Source organism: Rheinheimera sp. (genome assembly GCF_037442345.1).
Classification (GTDB): domain Bacteria; phylum Pseudomonadota; class Gammaproteobacteria; order Enterobacterales; family Alteromonadaceae; genus Pararheinheimera.
This window is the reverse complement of record NZ_JBBIQL010000025.1, coordinates 1-25,331: the sequence shown is the minus strand read 5'-3', so window position 1 is coordinate 25,331 and position 25,331 is coordinate 1. Positions and strand designations below refer to the sequence as shown.

26 protein-coding genes are annotated in these 25,331 nt (G+C 52.1%); 8 read left to right on the top strand and 18 right to left on the bottom strand.

The window, feature by feature from the left end; translation table 11 throughout:
- Positions 1-11 precede the first annotated feature (11 nt).
- The 3 genes from WKJ04_RS15065 to WKJ04_RS15055 all read left to right on the top strand — a co-directional run bounded on the left by WKJ04_RS15065 (position 12) and on the right by WKJ04_RS15055 (position 2,589).
- Positions 12-1,139 carry a serine hydrolase domain-containing protein gene (locus WKJ04_RS15065; protein WP_337881158.1) on the top strand — a complete coding sequence of 376 codons (1,128 nt, stop codon included), beginning with the start codon at positions 12-14 and terminating at the stop codon, positions 1,137-1,139.
- On the top strand, positions 1,136-2,041 hold the full coding sequence (locus WKJ04_RS15060) for an alpha/beta hydrolase-fold protein (protein WP_337881157.1): 906 nt from the start codon (positions 1,136-1,138) through the stop codon (positions 2,039-2,041). The genes WKJ04_RS15065 and WKJ04_RS15060 overlap by 4 nt, the downstream gene beginning before the upstream one ends.
- A 98-nt stretch (positions 2,042-2,139) precedes the next feature.
- Positions 2,140-2,589 (top strand): carboxymuconolactone decarboxylase family protein, encoded by a 450-nt coding sequence (locus WKJ04_RS15055; RefSeq protein WP_337881156.1) that lies wholly within the window; start codon positions 2,140-2,142, stop codon positions 2,587-2,589.
- 41 nt (positions 2,590-2,630) lie between these two features.
- Here the strand turns inward: WKJ04_RS15055 and WKJ04_RS15050 are convergent, their stop codons facing one another.
- From WKJ04_RS15050 to WKJ04_RS15030, 5 genes are all read right to left on the bottom strand, one after another.
- On the bottom strand, positions 2,631-3,314 hold the full coding sequence (locus tag WKJ04_RS15050; protein ID WP_337881155.1) for an alpha/beta fold hydrolase: 684 nt from the start codon (positions 3,312-3,314) through the stop codon (positions 2,631-2,633).
- Positions 3,315-3,406: 92 nt separating this feature from the next.
- Complete coding sequence (locus WKJ04_RS15045) at positions 3,407-3,781, bottom strand: YbaN family protein (RefSeq protein ID WP_337881154.1); 375 nt, start codon at positions 3,779-3,781, stop codon at positions 3,407-3,409.
- 64 nt (positions 3,782-3,845) lie between these two features.
- A complete protein-coding gene (locus WKJ04_RS15040; protein WP_337881153.1) occupies positions 3,846-4,667 on the bottom strand; it encodes a hypothetical protein in 822 nt (273 codons plus the stop codon).
- Between the two features lie 36 nt (positions 4,668-4,703).
- Positions 4,704-5,660 (bottom strand): glycosyltransferase, encoded by a 957-nt coding sequence (locus WKJ04_RS15035; protein WP_337881152.1) that lies wholly within the window; start codon positions 5,658-5,660, stop codon positions 4,704-4,706.
- A gap of 92 nt (positions 5,661-5,752) precedes the next feature.
- Positions 5,753-6,304 carry a hydrolase gene (locus WKJ04_RS15030; RefSeq protein WP_337881151.1) on the bottom strand — a complete coding sequence of 184 codons (552 nt, stop codon included), beginning with the start codon at positions 6,302-6,304 and terminating at the stop codon, positions 5,753-5,755.
- A gap of 222 nt (positions 6,305-6,526) precedes the next feature.
- Between WKJ04_RS15030 and WKJ04_RS15025 the strand changes: the two genes are divergently transcribed.
- Positions 6,527-7,726 carry a hypothetical protein gene (locus tag WKJ04_RS15025; protein ID WP_337881150.1) on the top strand — a complete coding sequence of 400 codons (1,200 nt, stop codon included), beginning with the start codon at positions 6,527-6,529 and terminating at the stop codon, positions 7,724-7,726.
- Positions 7,727-7,738: 12 nt separating this feature from the next.
- On the top strand, positions 7,739-8,146 hold the full coding sequence (locus tag WKJ04_RS15020; RefSeq protein ID WP_337842515.1) for a phosphate ABC transporter substrate-binding protein: 408 nt from the start codon (positions 7,739-7,741) through the stop codon (positions 8,144-8,146).
- A 66-nt stretch (positions 8,147-8,212) separates the two neighbouring features.
- Here the strand turns inward: WKJ04_RS15020 and WKJ04_RS15015 are convergent, their stop codons facing one another.
- The 3 genes from WKJ04_RS15015 to WKJ04_RS15005 all read right to left on the bottom strand — a co-directional run bounded on the left by WKJ04_RS15015 (position 8,213) and on the right by WKJ04_RS15005 (position 11,878).
- Positions 8,213-8,818 (bottom strand): thioredoxin family protein, encoded by a 606-nt coding sequence (locus tag WKJ04_RS15015; protein WP_337881149.1) that lies wholly within the window; start codon positions 8,816-8,818, stop codon positions 8,213-8,215.
- A 4-nt stretch (positions 8,819-8,822) separates the two neighbouring features.
- A complete protein-coding gene (locus tag WKJ04_RS15010) occupies positions 8,823-10,880 on the bottom strand; it encodes a protein-disulfide reductase DsbD domain-containing protein (RefSeq protein WP_337881148.1) in 2,058 nt (685 codons plus the stop codon).
- 92 nt (positions 10,881-10,972) lie between these two features.
- Positions 10,973-11,878, bottom strand: coding sequence for a LysR family transcriptional regulator (locus WKJ04_RS15005; RefSeq protein ID WP_337881147.1), 906 nt, complete (start codon positions 11,876-11,878; stop codon positions 10,973-10,975).
- Positions 11,879-11,978: 100 nt separating this feature from the next.
- On the opposite strand from WKJ04_RS15005, the gene WKJ04_RS15000 reads away from it, so the two are divergent.
- Both WKJ04_RS15000 and WKJ04_RS14995 read left to right on the top strand, forming a co-directional pair.
- Complete coding sequence (locus WKJ04_RS15000; RefSeq protein WP_337842519.1) at positions 11,979-12,719, top strand: SDR family oxidoreductase; 741 nt, start codon at positions 11,979-11,981, stop codon at positions 12,717-12,719.
- A 107-nt stretch (positions 12,720-12,826) separates the two neighbouring features.
- Entirely contained in the window at positions 12,827-13,534 is a 708-nt protein-coding gene (locus WKJ04_RS14995; protein ID WP_337842520.1) for a hypothetical protein, read from the top strand.
- On the opposite strand, the gene WKJ04_RS14990 is transcribed toward WKJ04_RS14995, so the two are convergent.
- From WKJ04_RS14990 to ccoG, 5 genes are all read right to left on the bottom strand, one after another.
- Complete coding sequence (locus WKJ04_RS14990; RefSeq protein ID WP_337881146.1) at positions 13,523-13,963, bottom strand: hypothetical protein; 441 nt, start codon at positions 13,961-13,963, stop codon at positions 13,523-13,525. The genes WKJ04_RS14995 and WKJ04_RS14990 overlap by 12 nt on opposite strands.
- 150 nt (positions 13,964-14,113) lie before the next feature.
- Positions 14,114-14,746, bottom strand: coding sequence for a thiol:disulfide interchange protein DsbA/DsbL (locus WKJ04_RS14985; protein ID WP_337881145.1), 633 nt, complete (start codon positions 14,744-14,746; stop codon positions 14,114-14,116).
- A gap of 11 nt (positions 14,747-14,757) precedes the next feature.
- On the bottom strand, positions 14,758-15,393 hold the full coding sequence (locus tag WKJ04_RS14980; RefSeq protein ID WP_337842523.1) for a thiol:disulfide interchange protein DsbA/DsbL: 636 nt from the start codon (positions 15,391-15,393) through the stop codon (positions 14,758-14,760).
- Between the two features lie 45 nt (positions 15,394-15,438).
- Positions 15,439-16,419 (bottom strand): serine/threonine protein kinase, encoded by a 981-nt coding sequence (locus WKJ04_RS14975; RefSeq protein WP_337881144.1) that lies wholly within the window; start codon positions 16,417-16,419, stop codon positions 15,439-15,441.
- Positions 16,420-16,511: 92 nt separating this feature from the next.
- On the bottom strand, positions 16,512-17,939 hold the full coding sequence (gene ccoG, locus WKJ04_RS14970; RefSeq protein ID WP_337881143.1) for a cytochrome c oxidase accessory protein CcoG: 1,428 nt from the start codon (positions 17,937-17,939) through the stop codon (positions 16,512-16,514).
- Positions 17,940-18,221: 282 nt separating this feature from the next.
- Here ccoG and WKJ04_RS14965 point away from each other — a divergent pair, with 282 nt between their 5' ends.
- A complete protein-coding gene (locus WKJ04_RS14965; RefSeq protein WP_337881142.1) occupies positions 18,222-18,590 on the top strand; it encodes a hypothetical protein in 369 nt (122 codons plus the stop codon).
- A gap of 5 nt (positions 18,591-18,595) precedes the next feature.
- Here WKJ04_RS14965 and WKJ04_RS14960 read toward each other — a convergent pair whose 3' ends face one another.
- From WKJ04_RS14960 to WKJ04_RS14940, 5 genes are all read right to left on the bottom strand, one after another.
- On the bottom strand, positions 18,596-20,683 hold the full coding sequence (locus WKJ04_RS14960) for a peptidase domain-containing ABC transporter (protein WP_337881141.1): 2,088 nt from the start codon (positions 20,681-20,683) through the stop codon (positions 18,596-18,598).
- 384 nt (positions 20,684-21,067) lie between these two features.
- Positions 21,068-21,268, bottom strand: coding sequence for a hypothetical protein (locus WKJ04_RS14955; RefSeq protein ID WP_337881140.1), 201 nt, complete (start codon positions 21,266-21,268; stop codon positions 21,068-21,070).
- Between the two features lie 19 nt (positions 21,269-21,287).
- On the bottom strand, positions 21,288-22,535 hold the full coding sequence (locus WKJ04_RS14950) for an HlyD family efflux transporter periplasmic adaptor subunit (RefSeq protein WP_337881139.1): 1,248 nt from the start codon (positions 22,533-22,535) through the stop codon (positions 21,288-21,290).
- A 141-nt stretch (positions 22,536-22,676) separates the two neighbouring features.
- On the bottom strand, positions 22,677-22,976 hold the full coding sequence (locus WKJ04_RS14945; protein WP_337881138.1) for a hypothetical protein: 300 nt from the start codon (positions 22,974-22,976) through the stop codon (positions 22,677-22,679).
- Between the two features lie 103 nt (positions 22,977-23,079).
- Entirely contained in the window at positions 23,080-25,116 is a 2,037-nt protein-coding gene (locus WKJ04_RS14940; protein WP_337881137.1) for a S9 family peptidase, read from the bottom strand.
- Positions 25,117-25,331: the final 215 nt, after the last annotated feature.

Sequence of the window (25,331 nt, the reverse complement as noted above, 5' to 3'; positions counted from 1 at the left end):
AGGAGTACAGCATGACGAAACTGGTCTTTCGTGCTGGTGTGATTGGACTGCTGAGCCTGCTGGCCACCCCGGCGCTGGCGCAGCTCAGCCAGACTGAGTTATTGCAGGGCCTGGACCAGGAGTTCAGGCTGGCGCTGAATAAAGCCAAAGTGCCGGGTGGCGCTTATGCCGTGGTACAAGGCGGCCAGATTGTGTTCACCGGCGCTTATGGGGTACGGGAAGTTGGTAAACCCGACAAAGTGGACGCCGACACCGTGTTCCGGCTGGCGTCGGTGTCGAAAACCTTTACCGGCGGCCTGACCGTGCTGGCGTCCCAGCAAGGCAGCCTGAAACTGGATGCGCCACTGGCCCATTATGTGCCCGGTTTTCAGCTGGGCAGCGAACGCGACACTAAAGCGCTGACGGTCGATCATGTGGTCAGCCAGGCCAGTGGGGTGATGCCTCATGCGTTTGAAAACCTGCTGGAGGACAATCAGACCCCGGAGCAGATCCTGCCACGTTTTAAGCTGCTGAAGACCAGCTGCACACCGGGCCGCTGTTACAGCTATCAGAATATTCTGTTTGGTTTGCTGGAGCAGGCGTTGCTGCACAGCACTGGCCTGCCTTACCCTGACTTATTGCAACAACACATCCTGAGCCCGCTGAAAATGCAGACAGCGTCGGTGGGTTATGCCGGTTTTCTCGCCACTCAGAATAAAGCCATGCCCCACCACAGGGCTGGCAAAGGCTGGCGCTCCGAACAGGTCAAACCGAATTTCTACTGGGTGAACCCGGCGGCAGGTATTAACGCCAGCGCCACCGATCTGGCCAAATACCTGCTGGCGATGCTGGGCCATCAGCCCAAAGTGTTCAGCCCGCAAGCACTGCAGGAGCTGCGCAGCCCTGCGGTGAAGGTAGCCAATAAACCGCGCTGGCCTGTCTGGCAGCAGTACAAAAAAGTCTCGACCTGGTATGGCCGCGGATGGCGTATGGTGCAATACGACAACCACCGGCTGTTTTACCACGGCGGAGTGGTGGACGGTTACCGGCCTTACATCGCCTATTCGCCGGAAAAAGACATAGGTCTGGTGCTGCTGACCAATGCTGAAGCCGATGTGACAGGCAAAGTCGCCAAATGGTTTTGGGGGGAAGTGTTATGAGGCTCTGGCTCCTGGCCTTGATGATTTTTGGCTGGACAGCACAGGCCCAGCAAGAATTTCCTGAACTCAGCCTGCCCGACACTCAGGTTATTGAACTACCCGACCCCAGCAGTGGCCGCCAGTATCAGCTCTGGCTGGACTTGCCGGCTTCTTACCATACACACCAGGACAAACGCTATGCGGTCGTGCTGCTGACGGACGCCAGTTATGCCTTTCCTTTGGTACGCAGCATTAATAACCGTCTGGGCGCTGGTGGACAGAATATTGAAGACTTTATTCTGATTGGGCTGTCTTATGCCAAACAAGACAGCGCCACCGACAGCCGCAGCTTCGACTACACCCCAACCAATGTGCTGGCCAAAGCCAAACCCGAATCCCGCTACGGGGCCAAGGCTTATGGTGGTGCGGCGGCCTATCAACAGTATCTGAAAACTCAGGTGCTGCCTTATATCAGCAGGCATTACCGGGTCGACCCCAAACGGCTGATGTTTGTTGGCCACTCCTACGGAGCCTTACTGGGCAGTCAAATTCTGCTCAGCGAACCACAACTGTTCAGCCATTATGTGCTGAGCAGCCCGTCTTTATGGTTTGATCAGTATTGGGCCTGGCAACAGGAAAAAACCTATGCCAGTACCCACCAGGACTTGCCCGCCAATGTGCTGCTTTATACCGGCGCTTATGAACAACAGGGGCCAACAGCCCGGCATTACAAAACCAACCCATTGAATATGGTGGCCGATACCCAGAAATTCGCTGTGCTGCTGCAGAGCCGTCAGTACCCTTCGTTGCAGCTCAGGCACCAGGTGATCCCGGACGAAGACCATTTGTCGGTGTTCCCCCGCATGATCAGCGATGCCCTGCTGCAGTTATTGCCAGGTACAGGGCCTTATACGCCGGGTTAAACGCGGCACACAAAAAATTTGCCCATGTCGCAAATTTCCAAGGCGGGGCGGACTGTCGGCTTTATGCTGCGTGCAGCCCCCCAACTGAGGAAACAACCATGACGCAACGCATAGCCCGTGAAACCAGTTATCAGTTACAACCCGCCCTGCTGAGCGGCCTCTACAGCCTGGATAAAGCCGCCAGCCAGGGCCTGCCCCCCCTCTTGGTGCATCTGGTGAAACTGCGGGTGTCGCAACTGAATGGCTGTGCTTTTTGCCTGCACATGCACACAACTGAAGCCCGCAACGACGGCGAGCAGCAACAGCGGCTGGACCTGCTGTCGGCCTGGGTGGACGTGCCGGAGCTGTTTAGCACTGCAGAACAGGCTGCGTTGCACTGGGCAGAAAAACTGACCTTGCTGGCCAGCCAGCGTCCGTCAGAGGCGGACTATCAGCGCGTCAGCAGCCAGTTCAATGACAAACAACTGGTTGATTTAACCGCGCTGGTGATGAGCATTAATGCCTGGAACCGGCTGGCGGTTGGCCTGCACTTTCAGCCCGGCCGTTAAGCCATATCAGCCTGCACCGCCGCTGCGGTGCAGGCCTGCGCTTACCTGATGAATTGATACTGAGTGTTTGCCGTATCGGTTTGCAGTGCAAAATGCCCCAACACAAAGGTGCTGGAGCCGTTCTCTCCCCAGATACTGCTGCTGTGAGCACCGTACACCAGACAAGTCCCGGTTGAGCAGACAATCTGGTCACTGTAGCTTTTGATGGAATAGACCCGGCTGCCAAAACGCACACCATACAGGTTATCCAGGAAGGGACTGCTGACCGACAAGCCGTGCTGTCCGCAGGTACTGGTCAAGACGTTATAGGGGTAAATACCACAGCTGTATAAACCACGAAAGGCGCCCGCTATACCCACAAAAGCGTCCACCTGGCTATGCACACCGAGTTTGGTAATTTGTTGTGCCGCCAGAGTGGCGCCCATCGAATGGCCTATCACGTCTATTTTACCTGTGCAGGAGCTGGCCAAAGCATTCTGAATTGCGGTTCGAACCGGCGTTTCTTCTGAGCCATTGTGGTCGTTGCAGGCGGCGCAACTGCTGCTGCCCCAGGCGGGCCGGTAAATATCCGCACTGGTATAACCTTTACTGAGCAGCAGGTTGTAGGTGGTATTCCAGCTGGACGGACTGGCCGTGTTGCCATGCACCAGCACCACCGCGTCCAGACAGGCGGCATTCAGCGAGCCTGTGCAGAGCAGCAACAAAGCCAACAGGATTTTTTTCATTGTTATGTCCTTGGTTGTCACGGGCAACAGTGCCCGCCACAACCATAGTCGGGCTTCGATCGACCCGACATAACACTTTGGTGCAGTGTGCCTTAACCAGCTGTTTCCGGCCGACGCCATAACCAGCAGGCCACGGCCAGCAACAACAACGGCACTGCCACTTTTAACCAGAGAGGTGACGCCGACAGCCACAAGAGCCCGACACTGAACAGCATCATGACAGAAGCCAGCCATTTGGCTTTGCGCGGTACGGCGCCCTGTTCACGCCAGCGCCGCACCGGCGGGCCGAATTTCGGATGCTGTACTAACCAGAGTTCAAACGCTGGCCAGCCCTTACCGGCCGCCCAGGCCGACAACAGTAAAAAAGGCACTGTGGGTAAAACCGGCAATGGAATACCCAACAAACCCAGCGCCAGACTCATCAAAGCCAGCGCCCGCCAGAACAGGGTTTTACTGAATTGCCACATGCGAAAAGGTCAGAATATGCAGTGGCCGCAGTATGCCGCTTTTGCTGTACTGCGGCCAGCGCTCTCAGGGCTCGAAGCGGTATATTTGCAAAGAATTTGCATTAAAGCCGGGCACATACAGCAATTGAGTGGCCGGGTCGTAGCCAATATCGGCGGTATTAAATTTGCCTTTGCTGTCGAGCAACAAACTGACGTTGCCGTCAGCACTGACATGGTAGATCAGCCCTACCCAGCAACTGACCAAAAAACCACCCTCAGTCAAGGGTTCAATGCCATCAATACCTGATGCAAAACCTTCCGCCAGTAAGCGGCTCTTTCCGCTGTCATCCAGCAGCAACAACTGCTTTCCAGCCCCAACCACCAGACCTTGTGCTGTCGCTTTTAATCCATTGGCTGACATCATCTGCTGTTGCCATAACTGCAGTTTCCCCTGCTGCAGCCGGTAGATTCGGTTGGTTCTGGTATCTGACACATAGACCAGGCCAGCGGCATCCACTGTGACATCATTCAGGAAAACCGCCCCTTCTGCCGGATACCTCTGTATGATCTGCGCCGTGCTCAGGTCCACCTCCACTAACTCCGTCAGGTCAGCAACAAACAGCCTGTCGCCGTGAATAGCCATACCTTTGGGAGCATTCAGCCCCCGCAGCCAGTCCTGTTTGACGAGACGGCCATCCAGCTGCAGTAAAGCCACCCCACCCTGGCCATCCACTGTGGTACCTGCACCGTCAATTTCCGACACCAGCAGGCTCCCCCCCGACTGACGCTGCCAGACCAAAGCCGACTCGGGCACCCGTAAATCCGCGGTTTCAGACACCCGACTCAGGCTGGGTTGAGCCAACGCCATAAGAGGCAACACTGCAGTAAAAAGAATGGCCAGTTTCATAAAAATTCCCTGTGTTTTTGCTGTTATTCCCACCTTTCAGGCCGGAAATTGTTGTTGAAAAACCGACATGCAACGCCATAACCGCCACTTTTTCCGCCAGGAAAAACCCGGGCACCACCAGAGCTGACAGGCCAGTTGCCGTATGTCGGCAGCCAACCTACCAGTCTCTGCATCGGCTTTTGGTTGCTGCAGCTGCCAGTTATATAACCAATAGGCCAGATGCAGCAACATCAGTTGCCGGGCTCTGACTGGTAATTGCGGCATAAGCCCGTTGTCCAGTTGCCGGAAAAACTGTTGCAGCTGTAACTTTTGGTCCGGGCTGACCTGGTAAGAGGCACTGGCTCCATGTACCCTGTATCCATACAACGGCTGGCGCAGGTGATAAAGGCTTTGGCAGCTTAAATACAGCTGTGGTACCGCCATCATATCTTCGCAAAACCCTATACCGGCCGGAAACTGAAAGTCTGGTACCGCCTGACGGCGATAAATACGTAACCAGGGAAACCACTGATTGACCTGTGCAACCTCAGACAACGCAGCCGGCAACGGCAACCAACCGGCCCGGGTATGCAAAAAACGTGCTTTAGCCGCTGACAACTGCGGAGGCTGACTAAAACGCTGATAACCCAGCTCAATCAAATCCGGCTGCTCTTTGCGGATCAGCTGCAACACCTGCTCTGTGTAACCCGGCAGCAACAGATCGTCTGCGTCCACAAAACCAATATACTGACCGGTCGATTGCGCTATACCAAAATTTCTGGCCACACTGACCCCGGCATTCGCCTGTTGCAGCAACATATAGCAACTGCCCTTCTGGCTGAGCCGGATAAACTGCTGCGCCAGCAACAGGCTGTCGTCTGTGGGCCCGTCCGCCACCAGCACCAGCTGTACCTCAGGGCTTAGTTGAGGGTCAATGCTCTCAAGCAAAGGCTGCAAAAAGTCCTGCGCGTTATAAAAGGGCAGCACCAACGATAAAAGTGGCTGAGTGTGCATCATCCGATCCATCAGAAAAAAATGGCAGTGTATCAAGACATAAAGCCTTTTCAGACCAGCGTTTACAACTTACTACCATTGCGGCATTGAGATCAGCGGATCCAGCCTTTACTGATCTGCCGGAAGCTGTCGCTACCGGCCTTTTCCAACCATTCAAAGGCGAGCATTTCTTTGCTGACCAGCACCACCCCCGCCTGTTGCATCCGCTGCAGCGCCAGCTGTTTATCCTGTTCGGTCCGCGACCCCACGGCTTCAACCACCACAAACACCTGATAACCCATCACCAGCCCATCCAAAGCCGTTTGCAACACGCAGACATGGCTTTCTGTCCCTAACAGCACCAACTGACGACGGCCGCTTTGCGCCAGTTGTTGCCGGATTCGGGCGTCTTTAAAAGCGCTGAAATGGATTTTCTCCAGCACCTGACCTGCCGGCAGCAGTTCAGCCAGGGCCGGTACCGTCGGGCCAAGGCCTGCCGGATACTGTTCGGTGGCAAACAACGGAACGCCCAGTTGCAACGCCACCTGCAATACCCAGGCAGCCGCCTGTTCCACCGCTTTGCCATCGGCAATAGCTGGCGCCAGTTTTTGCTGGATATCAATCAACACCACCATACTTTGGTCTGCATTGAGCAAGTGATTCATAGAAATTTCCAACTGTAAAAGCTGATGCGTGTTCACCAGACTCATCGCCATGGCGGTCAACTGCGGGCCTGAAAATGGCACAAATCTGATAAATACTAAAAAAACACAACAAAAAGCGAACTAGTAAATAGCCCAGATTGCATTTTGTTCACTTCAAATCTAGCTTTGAAGTGGATAAGGCGCATGGATGCAAAGTTCACACTTCCTTTATGGGAACATAATATGAAAAAAAGCAATATCGCGTATCAAAGCCTGGCGCTTGCTGTCGCCTTAGGCTGTCTGCCCACCTCAAGTTTTGCCGAAATTCAACTCAATGGTTTTGCCTCTATCCGAGGCACTTCTGTGTCTACCGACGGTGGCACCGAGCCATTCCCGGGCTACGAAGAAGGCAACTTCTCCTTTAAAAGCGAATCCTTGTTTGCGATTCAGGCCAGAGCCGACTTAGGCGAAGGGTTGTCCGCCACAGTTCAGCTTTATGCTGACGGACAAAATGATTTTGATGTGGAGGCCCGTTGGGCCTATATCGCTTACGAATTGAACGAGCACCACAGAGTGAGCGCAGGATTGCTGGCGAACCCGCTGTTCCGGCAGTCTGAATATGAAAAAGTAGGCTATGCCCATAATTTCGCCCGTCTGCCCAAAGCTGTGTATATCGGCTTTGATTTCAGCACAGTAGAAGGCATAGCCCTCGACAGTCAGTTTGACCTGAATGGCATGACTGCCAACACCAAACTCTTGTATGCCAACTGGGAGGGGGAGACATTTTTTGCGGTCACCAATGCCTTTTTGCCTCTGGCCTTTGAAAACCTGATGGCCGCGAATGGATCCCTCACTGGGGACTGGTGGAGCTTGTCTGGTGGCTTTATGACGGTCGATATTGCCGCAGAAACCCTGGATCAACAGACCACCTTTCTGCTGGCAGCACCGGGCATAGCAGCAGCGCAGGCAATGGGCGCCACACCTGAGCAAGTGGATGACTTTAAAGCCGCCATCCAAAGCGAGGGCAAAACAGGCGAATATATGTTTGCCGCCTTTAACATTGACTACAACAACTGGCTGTTTGATGTGGAGTATGTCGACTATGGCATCCAGGACTCAGTCAACGCACAGAACAAAGCCTGGTATGCCGCCATAGGCCGGCGGTTTGACAGTGTGACTTTGACGGTTCATACCGAGGATTACAGCCGCGATCAACAGGATTATGCCTTTCTGAGTGGTATTTCCAACCCTGTGCTGCTGGCCACAGGACGCACCTTAAAAGACGCCTTCAGTCAGCGTGAATTCGATGGCGCTGGCATCGATCTGCGTTGGGATTTCCACCCAAGCGCAGCGCTGAAAGTGGACTATTTTCAGGGCACAGACACCCGACCCACAGTCGGTGATTACCGTATTGCTTCCGTTGGTGTTGACTTAACCTTCTAAGGAGATTGACTCATGAAATCAGTAATTTACGCGGTCAGTCTGTTCTGCTGCAGTGCAGTGTTTGCCGATATTGCCATCATTGCCCATCCATCGAACACCGCCAGTCTGGACGCCGATACTGTGGCCCGAATTTATTTGGGCAGGGACAAAAACTTTCCTGGTGGAGCCGCGGCGGTGCCAGTCGCCCTGCAGGAAACCAATGCTGCTACCAATACCTTTAACGAGCAGGTGCTGAAGAAATCCTCCAGTCAGTTAAAGTCCTATTGGTCCAAACTGGTCTTTACCGGCAAAGGGACTCCACCCAAAGAGCTGGCGTCCGATGAAGAAATGATTCAGCTGGTGGCTGGCAACCCAAACCTGATAGGTTATGTGGACGCCAGCAAAGTTGATGCTTCGGTCAAGGTCCTGCTGAAACTCTGACCACAAGACGGAACAGGCAAAGAGCGGCTGCGCTTTGTCTGTTCCTGCCCTTCGCTGGTATCCGCTCTAATCGGCGTACTTAATACTGCAACCATAAGGTTTACTGACTGCCGGTTTGGCCGCTTCCCCAGCCAGCACAGCGCTCGCTGCATCGGCAAACCAAGGTGTAGCTTTGGGTATATCCTCCACTTTGGTCGACGGAATGCTGTCAATGCCCCCCATATACTGCAACAGCCCTTTGGCGTCTATCACATACATATGTGGGGTGGTTTTGGCGTCATAGGCTTTGCCAACAACACCGGATTCATCAAACAGCACTGCGGTTGGCATAGCACCGCGGCTTTGGGTCAGTTGATCGGCTTGCTCAGGGCTGACATGCCCCTGTTTACCTGGCGCCGACGAAATGATGGATAACCAGACTGTATCCGCTTTGGCTGTAAATTCTTTCTGCAACACCTGCATATTGCCCTGGTAGTGTTTTTTCACAAAAGGACAATCATGGTTGGTCCATTCCAGCACGACAGTTTTTCCAACAAAGTCTTTCAGATTATGACGTTGGCCTTTGCTGTCAACCAGGCTGAAGTCTGGTGCCGGCTGGCCAATCTGTGGCATGGCCCACAGCACAGTGGAGAACAACAAAGCAGACACAGAGCACAAAAGTTTCAGTTTCATGGTTTTACTCCCCTTGAGTTGAGTTTTTACGACTGAGTTGTTCCAGCGCCTGACGCACAGAATCGGGTGTCAGGATCTGAGGCAAAATTTCTGGTGGCTGACCCGGCCAGTACACCACATACAAAGGCACACCATCGCGCTGAAACTGACGCAGGTAGGCCGTAATAGCCGGATCTTTGCGTGTCCAGTCGCCTTTCAGGTAATGCAGATCGTACAGTTTCATGGCGGCTTTGCTGCTGTCGGTGTTGAGCGCCACCCTTTCATTGACCAGACAGGTAATGCACCAGTCGGCGGTCATATTGACCAGCACTGGTTTGCCTTCGCTGATCAGTTGCTGCATCCGGCTTTCAGTCCAGGGCAGACTATGGTCCGCCGACGCATCGCCCTGAGCCTGTTGCACCTGTTGCGGTAACAGCAGCGCCAAAGCGGCAAGAGCGGCCACCGCAACCAGCCAGACTTTCGGCTGCCGGCCCAGCTGGACCAGTCCCCAAATCCAGCAGGCAGCCACCAGCGCCACCACCCCCACCAGCGCCAGTGCCATCGCATCCAGCCCTTGCTGACGACCATACACCCATAACAACCAGACAGCGCTCAGGTACAGAGGATAAGCCAGCCATTGTTTCAGCAGCGCCATCCAGGGGCCGGGTTGAGGCAATTTGCGCCCCAACGCAGGCCAAAAGCCCAACAACAAAAATGGCAAGGCCATGCCCAGGCCCAAAGCCGCAAAAATACTTAAGGCTGACCAGGCCGGCTGCGATGCCGCGTAGCCCAGCGCAGCGCCCATAAAAGGCGCTGTGCAGGGGCTGGCGACCACGACAGCCAGAATGCCGGTAAAAAAGGCACCTTGTTTCCCTTCACGCGCCGTCAGCGCCTGACCGGTATTCATCAGGCCCGCTCCCAATTGCATTAAGCCGGATAAACTTAAACCCAGCACCAGCAGTAAATAAGCCAGTCCAAGTACTACCCAGGCCTGCTGCAACTGAAAGCCCCAGCCAATCACCTCACCTGCCGAGCGTAAACTGAGCATCACCCCGGCCAGAGCGACAAAACTCAGCACCACACCAGCGCTATACCACAGGGCTTCACTGCGGGCAGACTGCTGACCTGCCTGTTGCTGCGCCAGGCTCAGGGCTTTAAAACTCAGTACCGGAAAGACACAGGGCATCAGGTTCAGCACCAGACCTCCGGCTCCGGCCAGCACCAACATCCAGAGCCACTGTAGCCATTCTGTCTGTGGCTTTGACACTGGCACCGACAAGTGCTGATTAAACTGCAGTGTGGTACTGACTGCGCCGGCAGCGGTTTGCAGTACCAGCGGGATCTCTGCAGGTGCCGCACTGAAATAGGTATTTTGTGGCTGACGTAATAACAACTGCCCGTCAACCCAATCAATGCTCTGCGCCGCCGAATGATCGACCAGTTCGGTCCCGCCGACAAAAAAAGCACTGACTTTTAAATCTTCAGGCAGCGGCAGCACGGCTGAAAAAGTGCCATTTTGTACCTCAAACCGACCTTGTTGTGGCAGCGATTTGGGTTGCTGTTGCCTTGCCTGCTCAAACAGAGCGCTGTAGTTTTTACTGAGCTCAGCAGTGTTCCTAACCGGGAGCGTCAGTTGCAGCACAGCTTCTGACGGGATGCAGATCTCTGCACAGACCAGCCAGTCCACTTTGGCCGAAACCGGTAACAAGTCACCCTGAAAATCCGGGCTTAGCTGCAGTTGAGTCAGCAACAGGGTCGGACCTTCAAAACCATAATTCACCAAAGGCGGCACCCGTATTGCCTGGGGCACGGGCCATTGAATGGGCCCGGCGGTCACACCTGCAGGCAAAGTCCACTCAATTCGGGTTGCCAAACCAGAATCCCCCGGGTTCAGCCAGTAGGTATGCCAGTGTTCGGTGGGAATAAAATGCAGCGCCAGCGTCAGCTGTTGGCCAGGTTTAACCTGCTGGTAGTCACTGACCAGCTCGGCCTTTAATTCAGTGGCCTGGACCCAGCCCGAACTTTGCGCCCAGACCGAAGGTATCAGCAGACTCAGCAGCACAATAAAAACAAAAATTCTCACAACCTGCTCTGCGACAATTAAAGGTTCTTAACAGTCTACGGTGTTTTTCTTTTATCGATCAGCCACCAACCGCAGCAGAGCTGCTGTTTAACTCAGTCTGAGATTGACCAGTCTGTTTGGCTAAGCTGACGGACCAGCTCGTCGTACAGCAAACGAATACGCTCCGGCACAGGGCCGCGTTGTGGTCGGTATACCGACAAAGGCCAAGGGTCGGGCTGGTAGGGAATCAACAGCCGGGTCAGTAACCCCTGGCGCACCGCCTGATGGGCACTGAAGTTGGCCAGCTGGCCTATGCCAATACCGGCAAGCACAGCATCCAGCTCTGCTTCTGCCTCAGTCACCAGGATCCGGAACTCTTTGGGTTGCCAATGCTGCCCCTGACTGAAATACCACAACCAGGGCCGCCCGGTATTCACATCCATCATGCCTGTCAGCGGCCAGCCACTCAGTTCAGCCGGACTGTGCGGCTGGCCACGCTCTGCCAGTAAAGCAGGGCTGGCCACCACCCACATGCTGATACTGCCCACAGTGCGGGCGATAAATCTGTTGTCACGGATCACTCCGGCCCGGATGCCAATATCGATTTGGTCATCCACCACATCACTGAGTTGGTCAGTCAGGCGAACATCCAACTGAATAGCCGGATAACGTTGCAAAAAACTGTTCAGCAAGGGCATCAGTACAGCACGCATCGAACGGGGTGCTGTCAGTCTGACCAACCCCTGTGCCTGTGCCGGTTTGATTTGGCGCTGATTCAGCAAAGCGTCCAGTTGCTGCAGCTGCTGCCTGGCCTGCAGCGCAAATGTTTCACCAAAACGGGTCAAACGGATATGACGGGTACTGCGATGAAACAGCATCTCTCCAAGCTGATGCTCTAACTGTTGTACCGCTCGGGTCACGGCCTGGGGCGATACCGCCAACCTGTTGGCCGCCGCCTTAAAGCTGTCAGACTCCGCAGCTGCGCAGAACAGCCGTAATAACTCCAGATTGTTGGCCATTTTTATTCCTATTTATGGAATTATAAAATCAAGATATTTCCATTTTTTGTGCTAGTCCAGGCTTTTATACTGCTCAGCAATTCAACAGAGGAGACAAAGCATGACCATCGCAAACAAAGTTGTACTTATTACTGGTGCCAGTTCAGGTCTGGGCGAAAGCACGGCAGAACACCTGGCCGCCAAAGGTGCCAAGCTGGTGTTGGTTGCCCGCCGTGAAGACCGGTTGCAGCAGTTGGTAGCGCGGATCCATGCCACGGGCGGTGAAGCTGTGTACCAGCTGGTGGACGTGACCCAAGCGGAACAGCTGCGACAGGCGGTACAGCTGGCACTGACGACTTATGGCCGGCTGGATGTGATAGTCAATAACGCCGGGGTAATGGCCATAGCCCCAATGAGCGAAGTCCGCACAGACGAATGGGACCGGATGATCGATATCAATATCAAAGGTGTGCTCTATGGCATTGCTGCCGCTTTACCTGTGTTCCAGCAGCAACAAAGCGGCCATGTGATCAATATCTCGTCAGTGGCTGGCACCAAGGTGTTCAGTCCGGGTGGCACCGTCTACAGCGGCACCAAATTTGCCGTACGGGCCATCAGTGAGGGGTTACGCCATGAAGTTGGCGGTACCATCCGTACCACGGTGATTTCACCGGGAGCTGTTGATTCCGAACTGAAACATGGCAGTGCGCACGCTGCCAGTGCAGAGTTTGTTGAATCCTTCTACAAGCAAAATGCAATTCCGGCCAGCTCCGTTGCCAGAGCTATTGCTTATGCCATTGAACAACCTGCCGATGTCGACATCAGTGAAGTGGTGTTACGCCCAACAGTGCAGGAATTCTAAACCTGTGACAAAGGCCACAACAGGTGGCCTTTTTTATTTGAGTTTTCTTTTATTCCGGTCGCTCTGAATTTGGGTCGTTTTGCGCAGGCAACAGGATTCCCTGTTTTATGTTACTTACTTCGTCTCTGGCACCAGCTATGCTTGCTGCAATGAACAGCTTTCACTCTGAGTATTGGATGCGGTTTGCCAGTTTCACTGCCCTGCTACTTTTTTGGGTCCTGCCCCTGCATGCCTGTGAGTTCTCTGCCAGCATAGAGCCAGATTGTGCTGAGGAACTGGAAGAGGAGCTGGAAGCCCCCCTCAAACTGCAACGCAGCACCAATCTGCTGCACCTGCCTACCCGACAGCAAGCCCTCGCGTTTCCGGTGGTCCCATCCCGAAGAACAGACGAATACACTAAACCTTATGTGGTGGCTTATTTTAAGGAAGTGCAGCTGGCCGTCGTCTGGGTGTTTGAAACCAAAGGACGCAGCGTTTATCTGGTGCATTTGCACAGCGGTGAACAAACCCAGGTCAATGGTTTTCCATTGCTGTCTCCAGACAGGAAACGACTGCTGGTCTATTCCGAAGCCACCACTGATAAAGACAATGCCAAACTGCTGGCCATTTATCGTCTGACTAAACAAGGCAAGCTGACTCCTGAACTGGCGCTCAGCGGCGATGACAACAGGCTGCAACCCTGGAACCCTGTTGACGTAGCCTGGCAAAGCCCGACCAAAGTGCGTTTTGTCCGTTTGTATCACTCAGCCGGTCAACAACAGCAACAGCATCATGTATTGGAGTTCAGCGAACGGCAGTGGCGCTTAGTGCAATAACCCCGACGGTTCCGGCTGGATCCAGACGGATTGCTGACTGTAGTGTTGACGCCATTTCAGTTGCTGGTAATCCTGCCTGAACTGAGCAACCTGCATCAGTACTGCCAGGGCAGCTGGATGTTCAGCAGCCATTTGCGCAGCCCCCAGCTCAAACCAGTGCAATGCCTGACGCAAAGTCCGCTGACTGCGACGCCAGCGTTTTTGTCTGGCATAAGACTCGGCCAGATTACGGATGGTCGCTGCCAGGCAGAAGGTCGGCAGACAAGCCTGTTCCTGCGCCAGCTCCGCCGGACTTTCAATAAAGCAGCTGTGAAACCACACAGGCCAGACATCTTTCAGCGCCTGCCGGTAACAGTATTCAGCCTGAGCAGGCTGATGTGCCGCCAAAGCCTTGTTTCCGGCCTGCATTTGTTGTTGCCAGTAGTCCATAACCAGACCTCATTTGAGAATTACTCGCATTTAGTCTGCCTGATCTGACAAAAGTTCACCAGTCTGTCCGGCACAAAAAGTAGGTTGGCCTTTTTCAGGCTGACAAAAACAACAAAGCCGGCAAATGCCGGCTTCAGAACAAGAAAAAGATCAGTCTTTTTTCGCCAGCAGGTATGCCACCAGATCATTCAATTGCTGCTGGAACTGAGCTGAGTCCAGGCCATCCAGTTTCACCCGGTACTTGCCGTTGACTATCAGGGTTGGTACCCCTCGCAGCGCCTCAGCCTGAGTGTAAAACTCCTGCCGCTGTTTCAGGGCCTGAGCTTCGGACTGAATTTTCGGGCTGACCACACCTGCGTCATAGACCATAGCCGGAATGTCATTTACCAGCATCAGGCTGCGAATATCATGAGCGTTGCTGAAACTGGCTCGCTGCTGATGCAGGTAATTAAAAATAGCATCGGCAATACGGTCCCCCTGGCCTGCACTCTCGGCAACCAGATAGGCTTTACCCAACTCGGCCTGCAGTTCAGCCGGGGCTGCCCGTAAAAAGTCGACATGGTTCCGGATCAGTTTCTGACCTTTGGGCAGGCTTTTATTCAATTGCTGGGCAAAGGGTTCAAAGGCTTTGCAGTGTGGGCAATAAAACGAAAAAAATTCCACCACTTCAGGAGTGGCCGTTTTGGGTGTTTCCAGCACTTCATAGTGTTTTCCGGCTTCGAATTGCGCCGCCAACAGCAGAGATGGCAACAGCACCAGCGCAGCAAGCAAAGTTCTCAACATAGTTATGCCCCTTATTTCAGTGCCAGCAGGTAGGCAACCAGCTCGTTGAATTCCTGCTCCTGATTGTCACGGCTCAGACCCTGGTTCAGAATTTTGTATTTGCCGTTCACGACAAACATAGGCACACCACTCAGCACACGTCGGCTGGTCAGATTGTCCTGATCCTTTTTCATTTGCTTGGCAGCGCCAACCACTGTGAAACTTTTAATGGCTTTGTCGTAGGTGGCTGCATCAATCCCCAGACCAACCACGACCGCTTTAATATCTTCATCCGACGCAAAGGCTTTGCGGTCTACATGAATATGGTTAAACAACGCGCTGGCGGCTTCGTCGCCCTTGCCCAGATTTTTAGCCACCAGATAAGCACGCACCACAGTGTTCTGAATTTCCGGGCTGGCATGACGTAAAAAATCGACATGCACTTTTTTCAGTTCAGTCCCTGCAGGCAACTTTTTGCTCAGTGCCTGAACTTTGGGTTCAAAGCCAAAACAGGCTGGGCAATAAAACGAGAAAAACTCTTTGACTTCAGGCTTGGCTGTTGCCTGCTCGGCAATCACTTCATAATGTGTGCCTTCTTCAAACTGCGCTGCCCACGCCGACAGTGGCAGAACTAAAGCAGCTAAAACCCATGTTGCTAACTTCTTCATGTTTTGTTCCTTGGTATTCTTACTAAAGTTTACTTTATCAAATCTTTACCACTGCGGCATCAGGCTGAGTGGTGGCTCGCCACAGCGTTTCAGCTGCTCATCCAGCACCTTCAGTTGTTGCTGCCAGTACTCTGAACTGCTGAACCAGGGGAAATGCCGGGCAAACGCCGGATCATCCCAACGCTGCGCCAACCAGGCCATATATGACACCTGACGCATAGCCCGCAACGGTTCAATCAAGGTCAGCTCTTTGGCTGCAAAATCACAAAATTGTTCATATTCGTCAAGCAATAAGCCCAGTTGCATTTGTTGCTCCGCTCTGTCGCCGTGCAACAACAGCCAGAGGTCCTGCACCGCCGGACCCATTCTGCAATCATCAAAATCGAGCAACATGACCTGTTCATTGGCCCAGACTAAGTTGCCTGGATGGCAATCTCCATGCAGCCGGATTTGTCGTTCAGGCCGATACAGCTGACCCGCTTTCTGCTGCAATTGTTGCAGCACCGCAGAGAATTCCCGCTCCAGAGTTTTCGGGATAAAACCACTGTTCAGCAGTACGTCAGAGCTTTGCCCCAGCATTTGTGCGGCACTGAACTCAGGCCTGTGCTGGAAGCCTTTGCCTGCAGCCACCTGATGTAAGCGCCCCAACAAAGCACCGGTTTGCAGCAGATGTTCATCCTGATCAGGCTCAAACTGCCGCCCACCCAGGCTTGGGTAAATCGCCAGATAACTGCCCTGATAAGGCAATACATATTCAGCATCACGCTGCACCGCTTGTGCCACCGGGATCTCAGCCGCTACCAGTTCTGCCACAAACTGATGTTCTTCCTGCAACTGAGCCAGGCTCCAGCGTTCTGGCCGGTAAAACTTTACCACCCAGTTTTTTCTGTCCTGATCTTTAAATTGATAGACCCGGTTTTCGTAACTGTTCAGTGGCAATAAGCCGGATGCCACGTCGAAGCCATAATGCCAGAGTGCGTCCAGCATAAAATCCGGGGTCAGATGCTCAAAATGAAACTGGCTCATAAGGTTCTGTCACAGAACAAAGGTGGTCGCATCATACTGGGTTTAAGCAGAAGGACCAAGCCCAGAGCAGCCTGGTCCTGTAGTTCAGGGATTTAGCGGGCTGAGAAGAATTTACTGCCCTGACTCAGACTGACCTCAGATTCGTCTTTGTCCTGCAGCACAAACTCAATATCCAGCACAGGTTTATTCGCATGCACTGGGTCCAGAGCCAGGCTGATTGGCAAATTAGCGGTTTCGCCCCCCTGGACCGTCAACTCCTGAGCACCAATCCAGTTCAGCCCGTCAATGCCACTCACCGACAACAGGTAGGTTTGCTCGGTCTGAGATTTATTGATGATCTTCAGTGTGTAGGTATTTTCTATCAGACCTTCATTGGTTTCACGGAATAAGGCTCCACGATCGCGCACTATGTCCATCATCACCGGTTTGCGTACCACCAAGGTCCAGGCAAAAGCCGAACATACCGCCAGCAATACCAAGAAATACCCCACCAGTTTGCCTCGCACCACTTTAGTGGTTTTACCTTCCAGGCTGTGTTCTGTGGTGTAGCTGATCAGGCCCTTGGCATAGCCCATTTTTTCCATGGTATCGTCGCAGGCATCAATACAGGCACCACAGTTAATACATTCGTACTGCAAGCCGTTACGGATATCGATGCCGGTTGGGCATACATGCACACAAAGGTTGCAGTCAATGCAGTCCCCCAGGCCTTTGGCCTGATAGTCGGTGTCTTTGCGTGACCTTGGACCACGGCTTTCGCCGCGTTTCGCATCATAAGTGACGGTAAAGGTGTCTTTATCAAACATGGCCGACTGAAAGCGGGCATAAGGGCAGATATGGGTACACATGATTTCACGCATCCAGCCCGCATTGCCGTATGTGCAGAACATAAAAAACAGCACTGACACGACAGCCCAAAAACTGGCGTTGAAGCTGAAAAATTCGACAAAAAGCTGGGTAACAGGGGTGAAATAGCCGACAAAAATCAGCGCCGTGAGCAATGAAAAAGCCAGCCAGCAGAAGTGCGTGAAACCTTTTTTCCAGACTTTGGCAGCTGACCAGGGGTCTTTGTCCAGCTTCATCCTGTGGTTACGACTCCCCTGAATTTTCTCTTCAAACCAGATAAAAATAAAGGTCCAGACCGTCTGCGGGCACATATAGCCGCACCAGACCCGTCCATAAAAAGTAGTGACAAAAAATAAAGCAAAGGCACCGATGACAAAAATCCAGGCCAGAATAGTGAAATCCTGCGGCCAGAGCGTCATGCCAAAAATATTGAACTTCTGTCCCACAATGTCGAGCAGAATGGCCTGCTGGCCATTGAACTGTAACCAGGGCAACGCCATAAAAAGCGCCATAAAGATAAAGCCCATATTCCGACGCAAGCGTTGATGCAACCCTTGCACAGCCCGCACGTAGATACGATCCCTTGGGTTGTATTTACTGACAGCGGCCTCAGCTTTATGCACTTTTACATCGACCGGAATATTCTTGATGTCTATTTTGTTATCCACGCCCATACCTCGTACCACCAACTGACATTGAGTCTAGCAGGCGGTTCATTGCGGCTTGTTGACTCAGAACAAAGCCTGTGTTGTTTTTTGACCCAAACCGGCACAGCAAAAAGCGAGCCAGAAAGCGCCATTATATAACACGATGATCTGTATTGGTTTTTAATCTACAGGGATGCGGCCACCTGTGAACAAAATTGACAGCAGACAGCCGCAGTGACTGCCCGGTTCACAGTGGCAGCCGCCTGTTACTGTGTTATAACCAATACAAGGCCTCTGAGTGAGACTGATATGCGTAAATTTCTGTTGTGCTGTTTGCTGCTGGCTCTGACACTGACATTTTATGATCACCCCAGGGTGTTCCCTTATACTGAACCCCTGTTGGATTGGCTGGCTGAGCATATTTCATTGCCCGTGCAAAACAACAGCTCGGTCATCACCCGTAAAGTACAAAAAGCTTTTTATGCGATAGGTCAGGACTACGGTTCTGGACAGCAAGAGGCGTTGGCCAGGGCCAGTGCAGATTTAGACAGCCTGCTCAGATTCAAACGCGATTATTGTCAAAATGGCGATTTTCATCCTGTCTTGTTTGGTGAAGCGATGCAACGAGCCTGTGAGGTGTTAAAGCAATACCCTGGGCTTAAGCAGCTGCAGCATTGATACAACTAGCCGGCTGTATGCTGCAGCTGCTGCCGGACACAGGCAGTCACTTCTTTGAGCAGGCCCTGCTCCAACACATAGATCCGATCAGCATTCAGAATGGTCTGAGGTCGGTGCGCTATCACAATACGGGTTAGTTGTAACTGGCTGATGGCGCTGTTAATTTGCTGCTCAGTCGCGATATCAAGCTGACTGCAGGCTTCATCAAGAAACAAAATTTTAGGCCTCCGGTACAAAGCCCTGGCCAGCAGCACCCGTTGTTTTTGTCCCCCCGACAAACTGCTGCCCATATCCCCGACCAACGCATTGTAACCCATGGGCATCTGTATGATTTCCTGATGAATGCCTGCCAACATGGCACAATGCACCAGCAAATCCCAGTCAGGTTTGGGATCAAAAATACAGATATTGTCAGCCAGGCTGCCATTCAGTAACTGGTCATCCTGCATGACTGCAGCCACCTGAGCACGGTAATGCTTTAAACCCAGATTCCGGATATTCATGCTGTCCGCACAAACCTCACCGCTGTCCGCAGCCAGCAAACCCAGCATCAGTTTCAACAAACTGGTTTTGCCGCAACCTGAAGCGCCAATAATGGCAATATGTTCCCCGGCATTCACCTGTAACTGCAGGCTCTGGAATAAAAAAGGTTCAGTGACTGCATAACGAAAGCTCAGCTGACACAACTCCAATTGTCCGGAAATCTGCCGGAAACTGGCGTCGCCCCCATCCTGCTCTTTCGCCGTCAGGCTGATATCGGCCAGGCGCTGCAGATGAAGACTGACCATCCGCAGCTCGATCAAGCGGTCAATCAGTGCAGAAGTCCGGCTGGTAAACTGATTCTTATAGGCTAAAAACGCCAGCAGCATGCCCACTGTCATTTGGTTCTGCAACACTACCCAAGCCGCCAGATAGACGACCAGAATATTTTCCAGACCAAACAACAGCTGCTGGGCAGTGCTATAACCTATTTGCCAGCGCCCCAACCGGTATTGTTGGTTTACCGCATCTGCATAGCAGTTTTGCCACAAATTCAGCCTGTTACTCTGCTGACCAAACAGTTGCAAAGTCTGAATACCTCGCACTGTTTCCATAAAGTTACTTTGCTCTTTCGCTTTGCTGATGATGCTGACTTCTGTGCGGTGTTTTAGGGGTTTGTATAACAGCAGACGCAACAAAGCGTAAAGCAGCACAGCCCCGAGCACCACCAGCAATAAGTGGGCACTGTACAAATACATCATCAGCAATACAGAAAATGCCATTACACCATCCACTACGGCCTCGACCAGGCTGCTGCTGAGCTGCTCGCGAATGCTGTCAAGGGAACCGAAACGCGACAGGATATCGCCCATATGGCGTTTCTCAAAATAACTGGCTGGCAAATGCAGCAAATGCCGAAACAGGTTAGTCGCCATCTGCAGGCTCAGACTGGATGACAAATGCAAAACGACCCAGCTGCGCAATGCAAAGGTCAGGTTTTGCAGCAACATCAATAAACCAAAACCCAACGCAAGCACCAGCAATAAGGGGGTGTCATGACTGACCAGTACTTCATCAACCACCAACTGGCTGTAATAAGGTGCCGCCAGTAAAAACAGCTGCAGTACCAGAGACAACAGCATAAGCTTGGCAAGCGAAGGCCAAAGGCCCCTGCTATTTTGCCAGAATGAGTGCAGATGCAGCGGCTGACGCTCGTCTTTAGGCGAAAAATCGGATGTTGGTGTGAGCTCCAGCGCGATCCCGGTAAAGCTTTGATCCAACTCTTTTATCGGTACCAATCGTTCGCCACTGGCTGGATCACAGATTAAGGCACCGGAGCGGCACACTCTGAGCAATACCACAAAGTGATTCATATTCCAGTGTAATATACAGGGCAGACGTAACTGTTTCAGCTCGTCTAACTCCAGCTTCAGAGCCCTCGGAGCCAGCTGCAACTGATCAGCCAATTGCATCAACTGCTGCAAATTAGCCCCTTTTAATGAAACAGGATAACGGCTGCGTAATGTGGGTAAATCCAGCTTTAACCCATAATGCCCGGCCAGCATAGCCAGACAAGCCAACCCACATTCTGCCGCTTCGGCTTGATAAATCATTTAGCATTCCTTGCTAGCGATTTATACCGTAAATTTAGTCAATCTCCATATAATACCCCTAGAAAGAGGATGAGCATTGCAAGGATATATAGGCATCCTTGCAATGATTTCCAATCAATGGGGAGAGTAATAAATCCAGTAAACGTCTCATCTAACTGTCTCATATTTAGGAGCGCACTCACCATCAAAATACAAAGTGCTCCATAAATAAAAAACGCATAACTCCAGCGTTCACTATCAACGAATGAATAACTAACAAACAACGCAAGGCAGAATACAAACACATACCTTGCAATACACAAGGCTAAGTCATTTTTTGAACTTAATCTGTTCATAATTAATTACCCTCACATGATAAAGGTGTATCACGCTCCCCTAGTTGAACTAATAAGCTTCGATATATTCAGAAATCCACATCTGGATTGGAGTATTTTCATTCAACCAGGTACCTGCGGTAAAACCAACCTGGAAGGCGCCGGATAGAAATCCCATCGCACCTGTGAATCTTGCAGCTGCAGCTAAGTTGCCTGCGCTGTAAAATCCACCACTTACCTCTTGTACTTCATTTACTTGTAACTCTTTCATTTCTTCTCTCCTTGAAAGTTCAGAGCCTGCCTTTCAGGCTCAGCAAAGGCTCAAATAACCAGGCCAGCAGGCTACGGTTTTCGAGCACCACATCAGCACTTAACAACATGCCAGACTGCAACGGCATCTCCTTGTTGTAGGCGCGGATTGATTGGGATCCCAGCTGTACCTCCACTCTGTACACTGGCTCCTGAATAGAAAGTGGCATGGCGTTGTCCCCCGGCAACACTATGGCCTGAGCGGTTTTTATCACTTCCCCCTGAAAAGTCCCAAAGCGTTGATAAGGGAAAGCATCAAAGCGCAAGCGGGCAGCCTGTCCAGGCCGGACGAAACCATAAGCACGGGTTGGCACCAACAGCACAGCAGTCAACTCTGCATTCAACGGAACCAGCGTCAGCAAAGAGCCTCCGCTCTGAACCTGATTGCCTAACTCAGCCCATAAGCTGGTCACCCGGCCAGACACTGGTGCAGTTAACACCAATTCCTCATCCGCTTTTAGCTGAATACTCTGTTGCTGCAGCTGCGCCAGTTCTTGTTGTAAACTGGCTTGATGTTGCGCTTGCTCAGATGGAAGTCTGGCCAACTGGCCTTTGAGTTGCTGCTGGTAGTTCAGCTGATTTTGCTCGTTGCTTATGTGCTCGCTGAGCAATTGCTGAAGGCTAAAAATCTGTTCTTGCTGATTCTTGATACTGTCCTGACTGACCGCTCCCTGAAACCGCAATTTTTTAAGATCATCCAGACGCTCGTTTTGAAGCTGGATGCGCTGCTTCGTCAAACGCTGCTGATTTCTTGTCTGTTCCAGCAACAGTCGCCCACTTGCCAGTCTGGCCTCAAGCTCTTGCTGTTGTTGCTGGTATTGCTGATCCATCTGTTGATACCTGAGTAGCAACAACTGGCGCTGCTGAACAATACCCTGCTGTAAACTCTCAGCCAGACTTCCCCCTTCTGCCAGCTGCCCCTGAACCCTAAGGGCGAGCAGCGGTTGGCCCTGTTGTACTACGGTTCCGTCCTGAACCAGAAGCTGACTGATTACGCCAGATCGGGGAGCACTGATATGCGACTGTCCAGAGATAGGTTTTAGATAACCGGCGACGGTTTCGCGCCGATCAAAAGACGCCTGGCTTAAAAACAACAAAGCCAGACTGACGGCAGCGACAAGCAAAAGAGTAAGGAGTGTTGCCGAGACAGGCTGTAAGACCACGACTGAACCTTCCAATCGTAAGCTTTGGTGCTGTACTGCGTGAGGGCGAAACAATCCTTGTGTCATAGTCTGTGCCTTAATTTTTCGGCGACGACCAACAACCACCCAATCAGTTAACAATAAATTTACTCAACAAACCGTCGTTCTGCAAAAAAACTGAGCCTCTTTTTCCGTCGAAAAACCTAAAGTACTTATTTAGAGAGGAATTTAGTGGCTCAGAGCTAAAACAACGCCAATCCCCAGGCAACCAATTGCAGCAGCAACCAGTAAACCTGGAACAGAGCGCCAATACCAGGGTTGATGGAGAAAAGCCGTCAGATTCAAGTTTAGCTCCTCCGGCCTGAACAAAGTAGACAGTAGTGCCAGCAGTAGCGCTAATGAATAATAAAACCCTGATTGTGCGGCTGAATAGTCCGTCAGACGATAAGCAGCGTGAAGAATGAGCAGCAACAGAAAAAGCGTCTTTGCTGTACTCAGTGGCCACAATGGCTGAGCATTCTTTTCCATAATCCTAGACTCCTGTATTCGGGCTTCGACCGTGAAGCCCTGAATACAGGTATGATTGTTTAGTCACAGACTGTCAATAAAACCGGCTTCCCGGCGTCCCCTATCAGTCTTTACTCTTGTACTTATTAAACCAATAGGTGATGTAAGCCGGTTTCGCCATCAGGTTACTGGGGCGAATATGGATACCATGCGAGGCACCAGGGATCCGCACCATGGCCGTTTCAACGCCACGCAATTGCAGTGCCTGATAAAACTGCTCAGTTTCAGAAATAGGCGTTCTGTGATCGGCCTCGCCCGTTATCAGCATGGTGGGAGTTTTGACATTGCCAACATAGCTGATGGGCGAATGTTTCAGATAATGTTGCGGGTTTTCCCAGGGCATAGCCGGAAACCAGTACTGGCTGAAATAGTTGTACATGTCGGCATTCAACACAAAACTGAACCAGTTTATTACCGGGTTTACCGCCACCGCAGCTTTAAAACGATCGGTATGTCCAACGATCCAGCTGGTTAACAAACCGCCACCGCTGCCCCCGGTTACAAATAGTTGCTCTGGGTCAATGAAGCCCTTCGCAATAGTGGCATCCACGGTATCCATCAGGTCGTTGTAGTCCTGACTTGGGAAGTTATGATGGATCAAATTCGCAAACTCCATACCATAACTGGTACTTCCGCGCGGGTTCGAATAAAGCACAACATAACCCTGAGCCGCCATGAGTTGCAGCTCCATCGCAAATACCGGGCCATAGGCCGTGTGGGGGCCCCCATGAATTTCCAGGATAAGAGGGTATTTTTTGCTAGGGTCAAAGTCTGGTGGCAGAATCAGCCAGCTCTGAATTTCCCGCTGGTCTACAGAAGATTTCACCCTAAACTCTTCTACCTCGCCAATATCACGGGCCAGCTGTAGATCTTTATTCAGCCCCGTCAGTAGCCTGACTTCGCCACCTTTGTAATAGCCCAGTTCAGCCGGAGCCTGAGCTGACATTTTGGTATAGGCCAAAGCCCCATTATCGGCGACAGAGAAACTGCCTCCGGTATAAGGCCGGCTGTATGAAGTGCCTCCAACCTGTTGGACCAGTACCTTGCGTTTGCCTGATACTGGTTGTAAGGCAATTTTGCCTTCTGCGGCGTCATCATACTGGATATACAATGCATCGCTGTCCGCAGCCCAGGCATAACTGTCTACCGCTCTGTCCAGATCAGCGGTCAGGGCTTTCACTTCGCCAGATTTTAAGTTTCGCAGATACAGTTGATCAGCCTGATACGCGAGCTTTTTATCGTCGTAGCCAAGATAAGCCAACCATTTACCGTCTGGTGACAGTGTAGGGCTGTGGTCAGGTCCAAAACGATCCGTGATTTGCTTTAGCTGCTTATCAGCAATAGTCAGCTGATAAATCTCACTATTTTGTGCCTGAAGTCTTTTATCTGACTGACGATTGGCAGAAAAATAAAATGCTTTGCCATCGGCCTGCCAGCTAATCTCACCGCCGTGATCAAAATCGCCCTGAGTCAGTTGAACCGGGGTACCACCCTCTGCAGGCATCAGGTAGATCTGACGGTAACCGCTCGCCAGATAACCGCGACCATCAGCTCTGTACTGCATGGTATCGATGTAGATTGGTGGTTTGGCCCAATCATTCTGTTCTGGTTTACCAGGCAACTGAACTGGGTTTGCAGCTTTTTTTGCAGTAAACATTGAGAAAGCCAGCCATTGACCGTCTGGAGACCAGCTAACACCCGAAGGCGCGTTTGGCAAATGACTGATTTGTACCGTCTGGCCGCTATCCATCCAGCGCAGGTGGATCTGAGGTTTGCCAGAAGCCATAGAGATATAAGCCAGTTTCTTGCCGTCAGGCGACCAGACGGGCGAACTGATATCGTCTGTTTCAGCCAATAAAGGTCGAAGCTGCCCGGTTTTTGTATCCGACAACCAGAGTGAACCAATCCTCTTATCCAGCACTTGATCAAAACGGTTCCGTACAAACACCACGGCTGAGCCATCAGCTTTTATTTGTGGTTCCGACACATACTCCAGTTGAAATACATCTTCGTATTGCAATGGCTGGCCAGCTGTTGCCCCAAATGAGCAAACAGCAACAAAGCCCGCAACAAAAACCCCTGAGTGCAGCTTATTCTTCATCATCATTATCCTCTGCGAATGATGTCACGATAGTGCTTGGCTTTTTGTCTGTTGAACAGCGCAAGTGCGCCTGAAGGATAAAAATGCAAGATAGGGGGAAATTTGGTCGTTATTGCTCAAAGCAAAAAGCCCCTCGCTTTCGCGAAGGGCTTTTCTATTTATTGGGAGCCTGGCGGTGAACTACTCTCGCATGGCAAGCGCCACACTACCATCGT

Excerpts from the sequence above, each read along its gene's own strand:
- WKJ04_RS14975 (WP_337881144.1), bottom strand. The coding sequence starts at position 16,419 with ATGAGCCAGTTTCATTTTGAGCATCTGACCCCGGATTTTATGCTGGAC.
- WKJ04_RS15020 (WP_337842515.1), top strand. The coding sequence starts at position 7,739 with ATGAAATCAGTAATTTACGCGGTCAGTCTGTTCTGCTGCAGTGCAGTG.
- WKJ04_RS15045 (WP_337881154.1), bottom strand. The coding sequence starts at position 3,781 with ATGTGGCAATTCAGTAAAACCCTGTTCTGGCGGGCGCTGGCTTTGATG.
- WKJ04_RS14945 (WP_337881138.1), bottom strand. The coding sequence starts at position 22,976 with ATGGAAAAGAATGCTCAGCCATTGTGGCCACTGAGTACAGCAAAGACG.
- ccoG (WP_337881143.1), bottom strand. The coding sequence starts at position 17,939 with ATGGGCGTGGATAACAAAATAGACATCAAGAATATTCCGGTCGATGTA.
- WKJ04_RS14985 (WP_337881145.1), bottom strand. The coding sequence starts at position 14,746 with ATGTTGAGAACTTTGCTTGCTGCGCTGGTGCTGTTGCCATCTCTGCTG.
- WKJ04_RS15055 (WP_337881156.1), top strand. The coding sequence starts at position 2,140 with ATGACGCAACGCATAGCCCGTGAAACCAGTTATCAGTTACAACCCGCC.
- WKJ04_RS15060 (WP_337881157.1), top strand. The coding sequence starts at position 1,136 with ATGAGGCTCTGGCTCCTGGCCTTGATGATTTTTGGCTGGACAGCACAG.
- WKJ04_RS15005 (WP_337881147.1), bottom strand. The coding sequence starts at position 11,878 with ATGGCCAACAATCTGGAGTTATTACGGCTGTTCTGCGCAGCTGCGGAG.
- WKJ04_RS15050 (WP_337881155.1), bottom strand. The coding sequence starts at position 3,314 with ATGAAAAAAATCCTGTTGGCTTTGTTGCTGCTCTGCACAGGCTCGCTG.
- WKJ04_RS14950 (WP_337881139.1), bottom strand. The coding sequence starts at position 22,535 with ATGACACAAGGATTGTTTCGCCCTCACGCAGTACAGCACCAAAGCTTA.
- WKJ04_RS15065 (WP_337881158.1), top strand. The coding sequence starts at position 12 with ATGACGAAACTGGTCTTTCGTGCTGGTGTGATTGGACTGCTGAGCCTG.
- WKJ04_RS15030 (WP_337881151.1), bottom strand. The coding sequence starts at position 6,304 with ATGAATCACTTGCTCAATGCAGACCAAAGTATGGTGGTGTTGATTGAT.
- WKJ04_RS15035 (WP_337881152.1), bottom strand. The coding sequence starts at position 5,660 with ATGCACACTCAGCCACTTTTATCGTTGGTGCTGCCCTTTTATAACGCG.
- WKJ04_RS15015 (WP_337881149.1), bottom strand. The coding sequence starts at position 8,818 with ATGAAACTGAAACTTTTGTGCTCTGTGTCTGCTTTGTTGTTCTCCACT.
- WKJ04_RS14940 (WP_337881137.1), bottom strand. The coding sequence starts at position 25,116 with ATGAAGAATAAGCTGCACTCAGGGGTTTTTGTTGCGGGCTTTGTTGCT.
- WKJ04_RS14960 (WP_337881141.1), bottom strand. The coding sequence starts at position 20,683 with ATGATTTATCAAGCCGAAGCGGCAGAATGTGGGTTGGCTTGTCTGGCT.
- WKJ04_RS15040 (WP_337881153.1), bottom strand. The coding sequence starts at position 4,667 with ATGAAACTGGCCATTCTTTTTACTGCAGTGTTGCCTCTTATGGCGTTG.
- WKJ04_RS14955 (WP_337881140.1), bottom strand. The coding sequence starts at position 21,268 with ATGAAAGAGTTACAAGTAAATGAAGTACAAGAGGTAAGTGGTGGATTT.
- WKJ04_RS14965 (WP_337881142.1), top strand. The coding sequence starts at position 18,222 with ATGCGTAAATTTCTGTTGTGCTGTTTGCTGCTGGCTCTGACACTGACA.
- WKJ04_RS15000 (WP_337842519.1), top strand. The coding sequence starts at position 11,979 with ATGACCATCGCAAACAAAGTTGTACTTATTACTGGTGCCAGTTCAGGT.
- WKJ04_RS14980 (WP_337842523.1), bottom strand. The coding sequence starts at position 15,393 with ATGAAGAAGTTAGCAACATGGGTTTTAGCTGCTTTAGTTCTGCCACTG.
- WKJ04_RS14990 (WP_337881146.1), bottom strand. The coding sequence starts at position 13,963 with ATGGACTACTGGCAACAACAAATGCAGGCCGGAAACAAGGCTTTGGCG.
- WKJ04_RS14995 (WP_337842520.1), top strand. The coding sequence starts at position 12,827 with ATGTTACTTACTTCGTCTCTGGCACCAGCTATGCTTGCTGCAATGAAC.
- WKJ04_RS15025 (WP_337881150.1), top strand. The coding sequence starts at position 6,527 with ATGAAAAAAAGCAATATCGCGTATCAAAGCCTGGCGCTTGCTGTCGCC.